Origin of the sequence: Lonepinella sp. MS14435, assembly GCF_042485795.1 — a bacterium.
Taxonomy (GTDB): domain Bacteria; phylum Pseudomonadota; class Gammaproteobacteria; order Enterobacterales; family Pasteurellaceae; genus Lonepinella.
This window is the reverse complement of record NZ_CP169368.1, coordinates 762,617-778,626: the sequence shown is the minus strand read 5'-3', so window position 1 is coordinate 778,626 and position 16,010 is coordinate 762,617. Positions and strand designations below refer to the sequence as shown.

The following is a 16,010-nucleotide window of genomic DNA, read 5'->3' as shown; positions in this document are numbered from 1 at the left end:
TTAAGGAGTTCTATTATGAAATTCACTAAATCTTTATTAGCTGTATCTGTATTAGGCTTAACGGCTTTCGCTGCCCAAGCGGCACAATATCCTGATTTACCCGTTGGGATCAAAAGCGGTGCAGGTGCATTGATCGGCGACACCGTTTATGTGGGATTAGGTTCAGGCGGTGACAAATTCTATTCTCTTAACTTAAAAGAGAAAGATGCAAAATGGCAAGAATTAGCTGCATTCCCGGGCGGTGCTCGTAACCAACCAGTCGCAGCTGGCATTGATGGCAAACTTTATGTTTTCGGTGGTTTCCAAAATAACGATGTAGCCGATAACCAAGTAATCAACGATGCTTATTCTTATGATCCAGCCACTAACACTTGGACAAAATTAGATACACGTTCGCCTCGTGCAGCTGTGGGTGCAACTGGCGTGACTGATCACGGCAAAGTTTACTTCGTGGGTGGTATCAACCAAGAAATCTGGAACGGCTTATTCCAAGACGTGAAAAAAGCTAGTGCAGGTTTAGACAAAGAAGCCGACAAAGATAAAATCAAAGAAAAAACCGCACCAATCTTTGATGCGTACTTTAACCTACGTGCGCAAGACTTCTTCTTCTCATCTGAAATTGTGAGTTACGAACCTGCGACTAACACATGGCGTAACGAAGGTTACTTCCCATATTCAGGTCGTGCAGGAGCATCTGTGGGTATTAACAATGGCAAATTGTTAGTGGTCAACGGTGAAATCAAAGCAGGTCTTCGTACTGATGGCACCGCACAAGGTACTATCACCAAAGATGGCGTAAAAGACTGGAAAAAACTTGGCAACTTACCAGCACCGAAAGGTTATGATCAACAAGACGGTATCGCAGGCGGTATGGGCGGTTATACCAACGGTCACTTTATCGTGACAGGTGGGGCAAACTTCCCAGGTGCAAGAGCGAACTATGCCAAAGGCATCAACGATGCTCACCGTACTGGTGGCTTGAAAAAAACCTATCATAGCGACTTCTATACTTTAGATGCTAAAAGCGGTACTTGGAAAATTATCGGTAACTATCCGCACAATATTGCTTACGGTGTAGCTTTACCGTATGAAAATAAAGTGTTATTTGTCGGGGGTGAAACAGACGGCGGTAAAGCATTAACCGAAGTTCGTACTGTAAGCTATGACGGCAAAAAACTTGTCGTTGAAGAATAAAAATCTTCAAAAAAAATGACCGCACTTTTGCGTTTCCCAGATGCGACTGGTGTAAAAGTGCGGTGTGATTTCCTCTTAATTTTAATCAACCAACGATATCAAGGATGATGTCGTTGTTTTTTTATTAATATCCACTTGACATTAACAGACAAAAATTTATACTTAGTAATAATCCGACCCTTAGTTGTACGCTTTTGTCACTTATCCAGACATTATGCCGAACCTTAGGGTTTTTTTCTATATAAGGAAAAGAAAATGGCGACGGCAATTTTAATTGATGGTGCTTATTTTATTAAACGTATCAGGCATTTTGAACCAAATAACTATTTTAATGCACAACGTATAGCAGATCTCGCTGTTCGCTGTGCTATGTTACATTTATCGGACAAAAGAAAAGTTAAACAAGAACTCTATCGTATTTTTTTCTACGATTGTGCTCCATTGGAAAAGAAAATGCACAATCCTATCAGCAAAAAGGCATTTGATTTCTCGAAATCAAATGAAGCCATATTCAGAACCGAACTACACCAACGTTTATTAAAAAAAAGAAAATTAGCATTGCGATTGGGTGATTTATCTCAAACCGTAGAATGGATTATTAAACCAGATATTGAACAAGCTATTTTAAAAGGAAAACGTGATCTATCAAAATCTCCATTGCAAGAAAATGATGTGATTATTAATACTCGGCAGAAAGGTGTTGATATGCGAATAGGTATTGATATAACCACACTAGCTTTAAAAAAACAAGTTAATCAAATAGTACTTATTGCTGGTGATTCTGATTTTGTACCCGCTGCAAAGTTGGCAAGGAGAGAAGGTGTTGACTTTATTTTAGATCCTATACATCAAAATATCCCTGACCAACTTAATGAGCATATTGATGGATTAAGAAGTACATACTTTCATAAAAAGAAACATGATGATTTACAAGAAATCATATTGGCAGAAGCTGTTTTAAATAGGGTGAAAATGGGTAAAGAATCATTACATAGCTTAGCAGATGTTGAAATGGAACTTGATTTAATCTACAAAATGCAAAATGGGTTAGAAGAAACTATTACGCATGAAGAAGCAATGAGAAATTTAAGAAAGGTTTTAAAATTGGATGAAAACTGATTACCCATGCAGTAAACATAAAACTCAAATAGCACAATCAGACAAACCAACAATATTAGAAAGTGCTTTTGAAAGAGCCGTTAAAGTCATTAATAAACATCAAACAATTCGTTTAAATGCTCAACAATGGCAAAAAGCAATGGCGATATTAGACGCTGAACCTGATCCACACCCAGAAATGGTTGCACTGTTTAATCGGGGCTATAAGAATGTTAATGTTGATAACTAAATTTAATAATCTTACGATAGAAACTTATTTGATTGCAATGTTATAGAACTCAAAGGAAACAAACATGAAACTCAAACTACACTATCTCGACCGTTCTCGTGCTATGCGAGTGACTTGGTTATTGGAACATATTGGCTTGCCTTATGAATTAATCTCGCATAAACGTCAAGAAAATATGCACGCACCAGAAGCACTGAAAGATATTCACCCGTTAGGCAAAGTTCCGTTACTTGAAATTGACGGAAAAGTCATCACTGAATCAGTGGCTATGGTGGAATGGATTATCGCAAATCACGCCCCACAACTCGCTCCAGCGACAGATAGTCCTGAATATGCCGAATATTTACAATGGCTACAATTTAGTGAAAGCACCGCAATGATTCCCTTAGTGCTTAAATTTATTGCTGCGAGAGAACCCACTCCACCACAAAACACCTTAGCTTATGCAGACAGTGAAATAGAAAAAGTTTATAACTATGTAAACCGTCAATTAGCCAATAAACGTTATATTATGGGCGACAAACTTACGGGAGCCGATTTTGCCCTAGCATTTGCTCTAATCTTTATGAAAATGGTATATCAAGGTAAATTCACGCATATTGATCGCTATCTTGCCGATTTACATCAACTTCCAAGTTGGCAAAAAGCCCAACAAATTGAGCAACAGGTGTTACAAGGAAAATAAGGCTTGTCACCCTGCACTCACGTACAGGGCTAAGCATAGTCACGATGCTCCGCATCTATCCACCCCCGAACCCAAGCCACAGCGTGGCGTCACCATGCTTAGCCCCGTACGCCAGTGCGGGGCGGATGTCTTGTCACCCTGCAATCTATCCTATTTTTTGACTAATCCTTTGTCATTTCTCAAAAAGTTCCCACTAAAAATGTGATCTAGTTCACATTTTTGAAATAAACTTTCCTGTCTATATTTATTTTTGAATATTTACTTTAATAAAAGATAAACAAATTTAATTATTCCTTTTAAATCAATTAATTGAAAATTCACAAAAAATAATAATATAGAAAAATTCTTTCAAATTTGTGATCTAGATCTCATTTTTTCAATCTAATGAAATTTCATAACATATTGATTAATCTACAAATCATGTTTTCTTCAAAAAAGTTCCCTATATTGACATAAAAAATCAATTCATTTAAATTTCGCATCAAGAAGTAAAACTTCAAATAGCAAAGGAATTTGCTAAACTCTAGTCGAAATAATCGATTTGTTATACTTAACCAAAATAAGGAAACATTATTATGAAAAAAACACTTATCGCTCTAGCCGTCGCTGCCTTAGCTTCTAGTGCTGCCAATGCAACTGTGGTTTATCAACAAGATGGTACTAAACTTGATGTTGATGGTCGTATTTCAATGCAAGTTAAAAACGAAACTGGTAAACGTACAGATTTAGTGGACAAAGGTTCTCGTGTACGTGTTCGTGCTTATCAAGAAATTGGTAACGGTTTCAGTGCATTAGCTAATATGGAAATTCGTTTTACTCAACATGGTACGATTGGTGATGGTATTCATACTAAACGTTTATTCGGTGGATTTGAACATAAAGACATCGGTACTTTAACATTCGGTCGTCAATTAACCACTGGTGATGCTATTGGTTTATCTGACTATACTTATGAATTAGGGGCAATCGTTAAAGTAGTAGATTCTCATAATAAAGCAGTTCATTTTGAATCTGCTAAATTTGGCGGTTTCCATTTTGGTGCAGATTACTTGTTCGGTGATGCAACAAAAGAAAGTACATCAGGTCACACTGCTGATGCAGACCAAGGTTTTGCACTTGGTGCATTCTATAGCACAAAAGTGGGTGAATTCGGTTTCTCTACAGAAGGTGGTTATAGCGAACAAACTAAAGGTACTTTAGCAACTAATGATTATAAAGTGAAAAGTGCAGGTGCAGCTATTGGCTTATCTTATGGTCCTGTAGAATTTGGTTTTGATTGGGCTCATCAACAAGCTCCAAAAGGTAAAACAGTTGTGGCTCTTAAAGGTCCTGCACTTAAAGACTCAGCTGGTAGCTCTATCAACTATGAGAAAATTGACCAATTTGAAGTTGGTTTAAAATACCACGTTACACCAAATAATGCTGTTTATGCTGAATATTTATTTGGTACAGGTAAAACTCAAGGTATGGCGAACGATAAATTACGCGGTTGGTTCTTGGGAGCAGATCACCATTTCAACAAAAATGTATTAGTTTATGTTGAAGGTGGTTCATTAAAAATTAAAGGTGGTGACACAGGCGCTCAAGCTAAAAATAAACAAATCGCTTTAGGTACTCGTATCTTCTTCTAATCTCTAACGAAATTGCTAATGTTTTTTATCATTTGATCCTTTCGCCCCATTATTTTAATGGGGCTTTTTTTATGGCAATTAATCTCATTAAAATAACAGTGATAAATTTGGTTCAGGTGTAGAAGATCAGTTTTAATTTTCTTTATTTGCGACAATGAATTAAGGTGGTATCAAACTCGCTATACTATACATAGACTAATGACACCACCATTGCAGTTTATTCTAATTACAATTACATTTTGTCTTTTTTCATCTCGTCGGATTTCATCATGTCCGATTTTGTACCTCCTTTTTTCATATTGTCGGATTTCATCATGCCCGATTTCATGTCTCCTTTTTTCATTTCATCAGATTTCATCATGTCTGAGTGCATGTCTCCTTTTTTCATTTCATCAGATTTCATCATCATATCTGATTTCATATCACCTTTTTTCATTTCGTCAGCTTTCATCATTTCTGAGTGCATTTGGTCTTTGTTCATCTGATCTTTTTTCATATCAGCTGCATTTGCGTTCACGGCAAAAATAGAAAGTAATGATACTGCACTTAAGGTTTTTAAAATATTTAAAGATTTCATAGATTTCTCCTTTGATTAAGATAAATTGTTAGCGAAAGAATATATTCACTATCCTTTCATTAGCATTAGTCGAACGAGTAGCAGAAACCTTACAAAAATTTTTAATAAAATAGATAAAATAATAGTTAAGATATTTTATTAGTGGTAAAAACAGCAATGAAAAGATGCGGATGAAATGTTCTAATATGTAGAAGATCAGAGATCGATCTTCTACAACTTAAAAATTATTTTTTCCAACCTTTTAACGCATCAGCAAAGGCATTATTGGTGAAAGATTGATTATGCCGTTCATGGCGACCTTTGGGCGATGAATTTCGTTCAGAACTGCGGTCAAATTTTTGCTCTTTTTTCACCGCACTTTCCTCTAATCGCATGGTTAAGGCAATCCGTTTGCGAGCCACATCGACTTCAAGCACTTTGACTTTTACCACATCGCCTGTTTTCACCACTTGATGGGGATCTTCAACAAATTTATCCGCCAACGATGAAATATGTACTAAGCCGTCTTGATGTACACCAATATCCACAAATGCCCCGAAATTGGTCACGTTAGTAATGGTTCCCTCTAAAATCATACCTGCTTTCAAATCCGTGATGTCTTCCACGCCGTCCATAAAGGTCGCCGTTTTAAATTCACCCCGTGGATCGCGTCCTGGTTTTTCTAGCTCTTTAAAAATATCCATTACCGTTGGTAAACCAAATTTTTCATCGGTGAATTGTTTTGCTTCAAGCTGACGAATAGCAGAAGCATTGCCCATTAAATCTTGAATGGATTGTTCTGTGGCTTGTAAAATTTTTTCTACTACTGCATAGGCTTCGGGGTGAACTCCAGACGCATCAAGGGGATTTTTGCCCTGATTAATTCGCATAAAACCTGCACATTGCTCAAAGGCTTTTGGTCCTAAGCGTGGTACTTTTTTCAATTCAGTTCGACTGTTGAAACGTCCGTTCTCATCACGATAATCCACGATATTTTGGGCAAGCGTCTTACTCATGCCAGCTACACGAGCCAATAAGGCAGATGAAGCCGTATTTAAATCCACCCCGACAGCATTAACACAATCTTCTACCACCGCATCAAGTTTACGAGCCAGTTGGGATTGATTCACATCATGTTGATATTGCCCTACCCCAATAGCTTTTGGCTCAATTTTCACTAGCTCCGCCAGCGGATCTTGCAAACGGCGAGCTATGGATACCGCTCCACGTAAAGATACATCTAAATTCGGAAATTCTTGTGCCGCCAATTCAGACGCAGAATAAACCGATGCCCCTGCTTCACTGACGACCACAATCTGTGGTGTATTTTGCGGAATTTGTTTAATCACTTCCTTGGCAAAACGTTCTGTTTCACGTGATGCCGTCCCGTTACCAATCGCAATTAATTCGACATTATGGGTTTTAATCAATTTAAACAACGTTACCAAAGCGGTTTCCGTTTGCCCTGTATGTGGATAAATCGTGGCGGTATCGAGCAATTTTCCTGTATTATCCACCACGGCGACTTTCACCCCCGTGCGTAAACCTGGGTCAAGTCCCATGGTATTTTTCGCTCCAGCAGGGGCTGCCATTAAAAGTGCGGTTAAATTTCGGGCAAAAACATCAATCGCTTCCTGTTCTGCTTTTTCACGTAAAGCCCCCATTAATTCCGTTTCTAAATGTAACGCCAGTTTAATTTTCCATGTCCATGCAATCACTTGCTCACGCCATTTATCCGCAGGTTGAGCATTAAAACGCACACCCAAATGCTCACGAATAATTTCTTCACAATAGCTTGAACGACTACCTTCTGCTGCATCAGGATCGGCATTAAGGCTCAGTTGCAGAAAACCCTCATTACGTCCACGCAACATCGCTAAAGCACGGTGTGAGGGTACATTTTTTAACGGTTCTTGATGATCGAAATAATCTCGGAATTTCGCCCCGTCCGTTTCTTTTCCCTCAAAAACTTTGGAAATTAACACCGCACTTTGTTGTAAATATTGACGGACTTTTGCCAATAATTGTGCATCTTCGGCAAAGCGTTCCATTAAAATATATTTCGCACCGTCTAACGCCGCTTTACTATCGACCACACCTTTTTCGGCATTCACAAAGGTTTCTGCTGTGCTATCGGGATCGTGAGTAGGTTGCAACCATAATAAATCCGCCAACGGCTCAAGACCTGCTTCAATGGCAATTTGTCCTTTAGTGCGGCGTTTTGGTTTGTAAGGAAGATAGAGATCTTCGAGTTCGGTTTTGCTTTGAGTTTGTTGAATTTTTTGTTGCAGTTCAGCGGTGAGTTTGCCTTGTTCTTCAATGGATTTCAGAATCGTCTGACGGCGATCTTCCAATTCACGCAAATAAATTAAACGGGTTTCAAAATGGCGTAACTGGGTATCGTCTAAGCCACCCGTCACTTCTTTACGATAGCGAGCAATAAAAGGAATCGTATTGCCATCATCGACTAACTGAATCGCAGCCAGAATTTGTTGCGGATGAACATTTAGTTCATCAGCGATAATTTGAGAGATTTGTTGGTTTAACATTAACATATTGATACTTCTTTAAGCAAAAAATTGCTTAATAGCATACTGTTTTTGTCGAGGAAAATAAAGCAGTATCAAACTGGATACGATCAAAGACCACAAAACAAATAAGGCGAATCCATTCGATTCGCCCTACTCTATTTTAGTCAAAGCAGTAAAAAATTAATAGACACCTTGTGCCAACATGGCATCAGCGACTTTAACGAAACCAGCTACGTTTGCACCCACCACATAGTTAATATTTTTGCCCTCACCTGAACCATATTTTTTACAGTTGGCATGAATATCTAACATAATGCTGTGTAATTTAGCATCGACTTCTTCACGACTCCAGTATAAACGTTGTGAACCTTGTGCCATTTCTAAACCAGATGTCGCTACCCCACCGGCATTGGCAGCTTTACCTGGTCCAAATAATACATCAGCCGCTAAGAACGCATCAGTCGCTTCAATAGTGGTTGGCATATTAGCACCCTCAGCCACTAATTGTACGCCATTGGCAATTAATTTTTGTGCATCAGCTAATTCAATTTCATTTTGGGTTGCACAAGGCAATGCAATATCGACTTTTACTCCCCAAGGACGTTGACCTGCATGATATTCTAAACCGAATTGTTCCGCATAATCTTTCACACGACCACGTTTCACTTCTTTAATTTCGATTAAGGCAGCTAATTTTTCTGCTGTGAAACCGTCTTTATCATAAACATAGCCCGATGAATCTGAACAGGTAACAACTTTTGCACCAAGTTGTAACGCTTTTTCAATCGCATATTGAGCAACATTACCTGAACCTGAAACTGAAACGGTTTTGCCTTGGAAAGATTGACCTTTTTCCGCTAACATGGCTTGTGCAAAATAAACTAAGCCGTAACCTGTGGCTTCAGGGCGAATTAAACTCCCACCAAAGGAAAGCCCACGACCCGTGAATACGCAAGCAGCTTGGTTAGATAATTTTTTCATATACCCTGCAAGATATCCTACTTCACGACCACCTACACCAATGTCGCCTGCTGGCACGTCAGTATCTGGACCAATATGACGATATAATTCTGCAATTAATGCTTGGCAGAAACGCATCACTTCCGCATCAGATTTGCCTTTTGGATCGAAGTCGGAACCGCCTTTCGCCCCGCCCATTGGCAAGGTTGTTAAGGCATTTTTGAAGATTTGTTCAAAACCTAAGAATTTTAGGATAGATAAGTTAACTGATGGGTGAAAACGCATACCGCCTTTAAATGGACCAATCGCACTATTGAACTGAACACGGAAAGCACGGTTGACTTGGGTTTGACCTTTGTCATCTGTCCATGCTACGCGGAATTGGAATGCACGTTCAGGCTCAACTAAACGTTCTAATAATGCTTGTGAACGGTATTTTGGATTTTTTTCAATAAAAGACCAAATAGAGGTAAATACCTCACGCACTGCTTGTAAAAATTCAGGTTGATGACCGTCACGCTGTGCAACGTAAGCTAGAAAGTCTTCTAATGATGATACTGAGTTAGACATAATATGTTTCCTTTTTTAATATGAGTAATATGTTTGTTTGCAATCGCTGTTTGAACAGCTCGGGTTCTACTATGCAAAAACACAATTCAAAATGCAATGCTTTTTTTCATCTTCTCAAAAGATAAATCAACACAACTAAATGAAAATTATTTTTATTCAGTTAATAAGTGCAAAAATTATATTTTTTCTAAATAAATGACAAAATCGTCGATTTTTGTTTAAAATAACACGTTAGTAATCATGAAATTATATAGATACAATTATTCATTCATATAAAATTAGATAAGATTTAAAATAAATAACAATTATTTATATTTTATTTAATAATTAAGCCGTTTATATAAATACAATGTTTGATATATTTACATAAACCCTTATTCAATCTAAGATAACTTTACCTATATAACGAAATAACAAAGTGCGGTGTAAAATCTGTTATTTTTCCCACCTTGTTAGCTAAAACGATTTTACTTTTACTCTATTTGCAGGAAGACAACTTATGACAACGCTATATGATCGCAGTGAAGTGCGTGAAAACTGCGGTTTTGGGCTGATCGCCAATATTGACGGCGTGCAGAGCCACAAAGTCGTACGTAATGCCATTTTAGGCTTATCTCGGATGCAACATCGTGGGGCGATTTTATCAGACGGTAAAACTGGCGATGGTTGCGGTTTATCTATTCAAATGCCAGAAACCTTTTTTCGCCATATCGCCGATGAGAATGGCTTTTCCTTAGCTAAAAATTTTGCGGTGGGTCAGATTTTTTTACCGCAAGATGAGAAATTAATAGCCGAATTTATTGAGATTATTAATCAAGAACTGACCGAAGAAACCTTAGGCATTGCCTATTGGCGTGATGTGCCAACCAATCCATCGGTTTTAGGTTCAATCGCTCTTGCAGATATGCCAGCGATCAAACAGGTGTTTATTAATGCACCGAGCGGTTGGCGAAATCAAGACTTACAACGTCGTTTATTTGTGGCTCGTCGTCGTATTGAAAAACGTATCAGCCATGATGATTTTTATATTTGTAGTTTTTCTAATCAGACCGTGATTTATAAAGGTTTGTGTATGCCGAAAGATTTGCCGAAATTCTATACAGATTTAGCCGATCTACGCATGCAATCTGCGATTTGTTTATTCCACCAACGTTTTTCCACCAATACCCAACCCCGTTGGAAATTAGCTCAACCATTCCGCTATTTAGCCCATAATGGTGAGATTAATACCATTTCAGGCAACCGAGCTTGGGCGAGAGCAAGGGGTTATAAATATCGCACACCGTTAATTCCAGATTTACAAACTGCTGCACCATTCGTAAATGAAAGTGGTTCGGATTCTAGCTCGTTGGATAATATGTTGGAGCTGTTTGTGTGTGGCGGTATGGATTTATTCCGTGCCATGCGTTTATTAGTACCACCTGCGTGGCAACATAACCCTGACATGGACGATAATCTGCGAGCTTTTTATGATTTTAATTCTATACACATGGAACCTTGGGACGGTCCTGCTGGAATTGTGCTGTCTGACGGTCGTTATGCCGCTTGTAACCTAGATCGTAATGGTTTACGCCCAGCTCGCTATGTGATCACCGAAGATCGCTTAATTACTATCGCATCAGAAATCGGTATTTGGGATTATGCACCTGATGAAGTGGTAGAAAAAGGACGGGTTGGGCCGGGGCAATTATTAGTGATTGATACCAAAAAAGGGCGTTTAGTTCATTCCGATGAAATTGATAATGAAGTTCGCTCCAGACATCCTTATCGCCAATGGCTAGATAAAAACGTCAAACGCTTAGTGCCATTTGATCAAGTAGATGATAGCCAAATTGGTGCGACAACCTTAAGCGAGCAAGAATTATTGGTGTATCAAAAACAATTCTTATACGATAACGAAGAAATTGAGAATATCATTCGTGTACTGGGTGAGAACGGGCAAGAAGCGGTCGGTTCGATGGGTGATGATACGCCATTTGCGGTGCTATCTGAACGTCCACGAGTAATTTTTGATTATTTCCGTCAATATTTTGCACAGGTAACAAACCCACCGATTGACCCATTACGTGAAGCTCATGTGATGTCATTAAACACGAGTATCGGACGTGAAATGAGCGTGTTCTTTGAAGCGGAAGGAATGAGCCATCGAGTCAGTTTTAAATCACCGATTTTGGTCTATTCCGATATGCAACAAATTTTGGATTTGCCACAACAATATTATAAACACCAAATTTTAGACGCAACCTATAACCCCGATGAAATGAGCTTAAAACAAGCCATTGAAAATCTGTGTAAAGAAGCTAAAAGTGCGGTGCAAAATGGTGCAGTTTTATTAATCGTGTCGGATCGCAATATTAGTAAATTCTATCAACCGATTCCAACTGCCTTGTCAGTAGGGGCATTACAAAATCAATTAGTGTCTGCCAATTTACGTTGTGATACCAATATTTTAGTCGAAACTGCCGAAGCTCGCAGTCCGCATCATTTTGCGGTGTTACTCGGTTTAGGGGCAACCGCTATTTATCCGTATCTTGCCTATGAAACCTTAGGGCAAATGGTGAAAACGGGTTCAATCAAAAAATCCTTACGTCAAGTTACGGCAAATTTCCGTTATGGCATTGATAAAGGCTTGTACAAAATTATGTCGAAAATGGGGATTTCCACCATTTCATCTTATCGTTGTGCCAGATTATTTGAGTTAGTGGGTATGAGTTCAGAAATTACTGATCTTTGTTTCCCTAGGATTACTAGTCGAATTGAGGGTGCCAGCTTTGCGGATTTTGACCAGCAACTTAGTCAATTACGCAAACGGGCATGGCGACCAAGTCAAGATTTGGATATGGGCGGATTTTTGAAATTCAAACCGCAAGGGGAATATCACGCCTATAACCCAGATGTGGTGATGAACTTGCAAAAAGCCGTCAATAGCGGGGATTATGAGCAATACAAAGCCTATCGTGATGCTGTGAATCATCGTCCTGTGGCGACCATTCGTGATATGTTAAAGCTCAAAACAGACCCCAATAATGCGATTGATGTCGCACAAGTTGAACCAGCGGAAAATCTATATAAACGCTTTGACAGTGCCGCCATGTCTATCGGTGCATTAAGTCCAGAAGCACACGAAGCCTTAGCCACTGCAATGAACCGTTTAGGCGGTTATTCAAATTCAGGTGAGGGCGGTGAAGATCCGAAACGCTATGGCACTGAAAAAGTGTCTAAAATCAAACAGGTCGCCTCTGGTCGCTTTGGGGTAACGCCTGCTTATTTAATGAGTGCAGAAGTGATTCAAATTAAAGTCGCACAAGGAGCAAAACCCGGTGAGGGCGGTCAATTACCAGGGGATAAAGTGACCCCTTATATTGCACAATTACGCTATGCGGTGCCAGGGTCAACCTTGATTTCACCACCACCACATCATGATATTTATTCCATTGAAGATTTGGCGCAATTAATTTTCGATCTCAAACAAATTAACCCGAAAGCGTTAATTTCGGTGAAATTAGTGTCTTTACCAGGTGTGGGTACGATTGCCACTGGCGTCGCCAAAGCCTATGCCGATCTGATCACCATTGCAGGTTATGACGGCGGTACTGGGGCAAGCCCATTATCCAGCGTGAAATACGCAGGTTCACCGTGGGAATTGGGTTTAGCCGAAGCACAACAGGCGTTAGTGGAAAATAATTTGCGACATAAAGTGCGGTTGCAAGTGGATGGTGGTTTAAAAACAGGTTTAGATATTGTCAAAGCCGCCATTTTAGGGGCAGAAAGTTTTGGTTTCGGTACAGGTCCAATGGTGGCATTAGGTTGTAAATACTTGCGTATTTGTCACTTAAATAACTGTGCCACAGGTATTGCGACCCAAGACGAAACCTTACGCAGTAAACATTATACTGGCTTGCCAGAAAAAGCCATGAATTACTTTAAATTTATTGCACAAGATGTCCGTGAGATTTTAGCCCAATTAGGCGTAGAAAAACTCACCGACTTAATCGGTCGCACCGATTTATTGGAAATTATTGATGGTCATACGGGTAAACAACGTGGTTTAGATTTAACTAAATTACTCTATTCGCCACAAGTGCCAGCTGGCAGTGCAAGATATTGTACGCAACACAATCCACCATTTGACAAAGGTTTGTTAAACAAAGCGATTGTAGAACAAGCTCAAGAGGCATTAGAAAATGGCTTGAATAGTGAAATGAATTTTGACGTGAGCAACCTAGATCGTTCTATTGGAGCAACGCTTTCTGGTATTTTGGCAGCACGTTACGGCAATCGTGGTAATCCATTGCAAGAATTTAATATTAATTTAACCGGTACCGCTGGACAAAGTTTAGGGGTATGGCTGGCAGGTGGTGTAAATTTGACCTTAACAGGTGATACTAACGACTACGTGGGTAAAGGTATGGCTGGTGGTCGTATTGTGATCAAACCGCACGCAGGTGTTTCATTCAAGGCGGAAGATGCCACCATTGCGGGCAACACTTGTTTATATGGTGCCACTGGCGGTGAATTATTTGCATCAGGACGTGCTGGCGAACGTTTTGCGGTGCGTAACTCTGGTGCATCTGCAGTGGTTGAGGGTATCGGCGATAACGGTTGTGAATATATGACTGGCGGTATCGTCACCGTGTTAGGCAAAACGGGGATTAACTTTGGTGCTGGCATGACGGGTGGATTCGCTTATGTGCTTGATACAGATGGCGGTTTTAAACAACGGCTTAACCCTGAATTAGTAGAGGGTTTAAGCATTGTGGATTTACCAACTCATCAAGAGCATTTACGTGGCTTAATTTCTCGCCACGTAGAATTAACCCATAGTGGTATCGGTGAACGTATTTTGGCTAACTGGGAACAATATGTTTCGCAATTTGTGTTAATAAAACCAAAAGCCAATGATGTTAATGGGTTATTAGGGCATAAACGCCGTACCGTGAATGAATTAGGTGCGTTAGCTCAGTAATAAAAATTTGTGGGATTTTCACCGCACTTTATTTAAACCAAAGTGCGGTGGAAAAAGAAAAAGTTTTTAAAGATTTGAAGGAATAAACTATGGGTCGTGGAAACGTCTATCAATTTATCGACTTGCAACGTGTGGATCCACCGAAAATTCCACTTAACGTAAGAAAAACCGAGTTTGTGGAAATTTACAATGTATTTAGCGATACACAGGCACAATCTCAAGCGGATCGCTGTTTGGAGTGTGGCAATCCTTATTGTCAAAACAAATGTCCGTTACATAACAATATCCCGAACTGGCTACGTTTAGCCCATGAGGGACGCATTATTGAAGCGGCAGAATTAGCCCATTCCACCAACAGTTTGCCAGAAGTCTGTGGTCGCGTTTGTCCACAAGATCGCTTATGCGAGGGGTCATGTACCTTAAATGACGGATTTGGCGCTGTCACCATTGGTAATGTGGAAAAATATATCACTGAAAAAGCCTTTGCAATGGGCTGGAAACCAACTATTAATGCCGTTCCAACGGGTAAAAAAGTGGCTATTATCGGTGCTGGACCTGCTGGCTTAGGTTGTGCCGATGTATTACTTCGTAATGGTGTAGAAGTCAGTATTTACGAACGCCAGCCAGAAATCGGTGGTTTGCTTACCTTTGGTATTCCTGCATTCAAACTGGAAAAAAGCGTGATGACACGTCGCCGTGAGCTATTTACCGAATTAGGCGTAAAATTCCACTTAGGAGTAGAAATTGGCAAAGATATCACACTAGACGAACTGGTCGCACAGTATGATGCAGTATTCTTAGGTGTCGGTACCTATCAAGGCATGAAAGCAGATATTCCCAATGAAAATGCCACTGGCGTTTATTCTGCCTTACCATTTCTAATCGGCAATACGCAACATTTACTCGGCTTTGATGCCCCTGATTTTGTTAATATGCAGGGTAAACGTGTGGTGGTACTGGGTGGCGGTGATACTGCTATGGACTGCGTGCGTACTTCGGTTCGACAAGGTGCGGTGGAAGTAACTTGTGTTTATCGCCGTGACGCTGCCAATATGCCTGGTTCGAAAAAAGAATATCATAACGCTAAAGAAGAGGGTGTCGATTTTGAATTTAACGCTCAACCAGTAGAAATCGAAGCCGATCCTGTTGCCATTGAAACGGACACATCAGGTAAAGTGACAGGGATTAAAATTGTCAGAACCAAACTAGGTGCCACAGATAGCAACGGTCGCCAGCGTGCGGAAATTATTCCGAATAGCGAAGAAATCATCTCTTGCGATGCAGTGATTGTAGCATTCGGTTTCGCTCCACATGCGATGCCGTGGTTAGCCGCAGTCGGCGTGGAAGTGGATAATCGTGGTCGCATTAAATCCAACGGCGAATTGAAACAACAAACCGCCAATCCAAAAATCTTTGCTGGCGGTGATGTTACCCGTGGCTCAGATTTAGTGGTGACAGCTATTGCCGAAGGACGTGATGCCGCTCAAGGGATTTTAGAGTATTTAGATGTGTAATTTAAATCGTTAGATTCAAAGTGCGGTGAAAAAATATCAAATATTTTTCACCGCA

Annotated in this window: 10 protein-coding genes; 7 read left to right on the top strand and 3 right to left on the bottom strand. The window is 39.9% G+C overall.

The features are described from left to right. The first annotated feature begins 15 nt into the window (after nt 1-15). The 5 genes from O1Q80_RS03650 (at nt 16) to O1Q80_RS03630 (ending at nt 4,858) form a co-directional block, all read left to right on the top strand. The gene (locus tag O1Q80_RS03650) at nt 16-1,194 is read left to right on the top strand and encodes an N-acetylneuraminate epimerase (RefSeq protein WP_386695738.1); all 1,179 of its coding nucleotides are present in this window, start codon (nt 16-18) and stop codon (nt 1,192-1,194) included. A gap of 255 nt (nt 1,195-1,449) precedes the next feature. Next, complete coding sequence (locus O1Q80_RS03645; RefSeq protein WP_386695736.1) at nt 1,450-2,313, top strand: NYN domain-containing protein; 864 nt, start codon at nt 1,450-1,452, stop codon at nt 2,311-2,313. Then, a complete protein-coding gene (locus O1Q80_RS03640) occupies nt 2,303-2,542 on the top strand; it encodes a DUF1778 domain-containing protein (RefSeq protein WP_386692484.1) in 240 nt (79 codons plus the stop codon). Before O1Q80_RS03645 ends, O1Q80_RS03640 begins: the two co-directional genes overlap by 11 nt. Before the next feature lie 64 nt (nt 2,543-2,606). Beyond that, nucleotides 2,607-3,227, top strand: coding sequence for a glutathione S-transferase family protein (locus tag O1Q80_RS03635; protein ID WP_386695734.1), 621 nt, complete (start codon nt 2,607-2,609; stop codon nt 3,225-3,227). A 575-nt stretch (nt 3,228-3,802) separates the two neighbouring features. After that, on the top strand, nt 3,803-4,858 hold the full coding sequence (locus O1Q80_RS03630; protein WP_386695732.1) for a porin: 1,056 nt from the start codon (nt 3,803-3,805) through the stop codon (nt 4,856-4,858). 232 nt (nt 4,859-5,090) lie between these two features. On the opposite strand, the gene O1Q80_RS03625 is transcribed toward O1Q80_RS03630, so the two are convergent. The 3 genes from O1Q80_RS03625 to gdhA form a co-directional block, all read right to left on the bottom strand. Further along, nucleotides 5,091-5,435 carry a pentapeptide MXKDX repeat protein gene (locus O1Q80_RS03625; RefSeq protein ID WP_386689412.1) on the bottom strand — a complete coding sequence of 115 codons (345 nt, stop codon included), beginning with the start codon at nt 5,433-5,435 and terminating at the stop codon, nt 5,091-5,093. A gap of 224 nt (nt 5,436-5,659) precedes the next feature. After that, nucleotides 5,660-7,963, bottom strand: a complete 2,304-nt coding sequence (locus O1Q80_RS03620; protein WP_386696135.1) for a Tex family protein — start codon at nt 7,961-7,963, stop codon at nt 5,660-5,662. 162 nt (nt 7,964-8,125) lie between these two features. Next, on the bottom strand, nt 8,126-9,475 hold the full coding sequence (gene gdhA / locus O1Q80_RS03615; RefSeq protein ID WP_386692479.1) for an NADP-specific glutamate dehydrogenase: 1,350 nt from the start codon (nt 9,473-9,475) through the stop codon (nt 8,126-8,128). Between the two features lie 499 nt (nt 9,476-9,974). Between gdhA and gltB the strand changes: the two genes are divergently transcribed. Further along, nucleotides 9,975-14,441, top strand: coding sequence for a glutamate synthase large subunit (gene gltB / locus O1Q80_RS03610; protein WP_386695731.1), 4,467 nt, complete (start codon nt 9,975-9,977; stop codon nt 14,439-14,441). An 89-nt stretch (nt 14,442-14,530) separates the two neighbouring features. After that, complete coding sequence (locus O1Q80_RS03605) at nt 14,531-15,955, top strand: FAD-dependent oxidoreductase (protein WP_386695730.1); 1,425 nt, start codon at nt 14,531-14,533, stop codon at nt 15,953-15,955. The last annotated feature ends 55 nt before the right edge of the window (nt 15,956-16,010 follow it).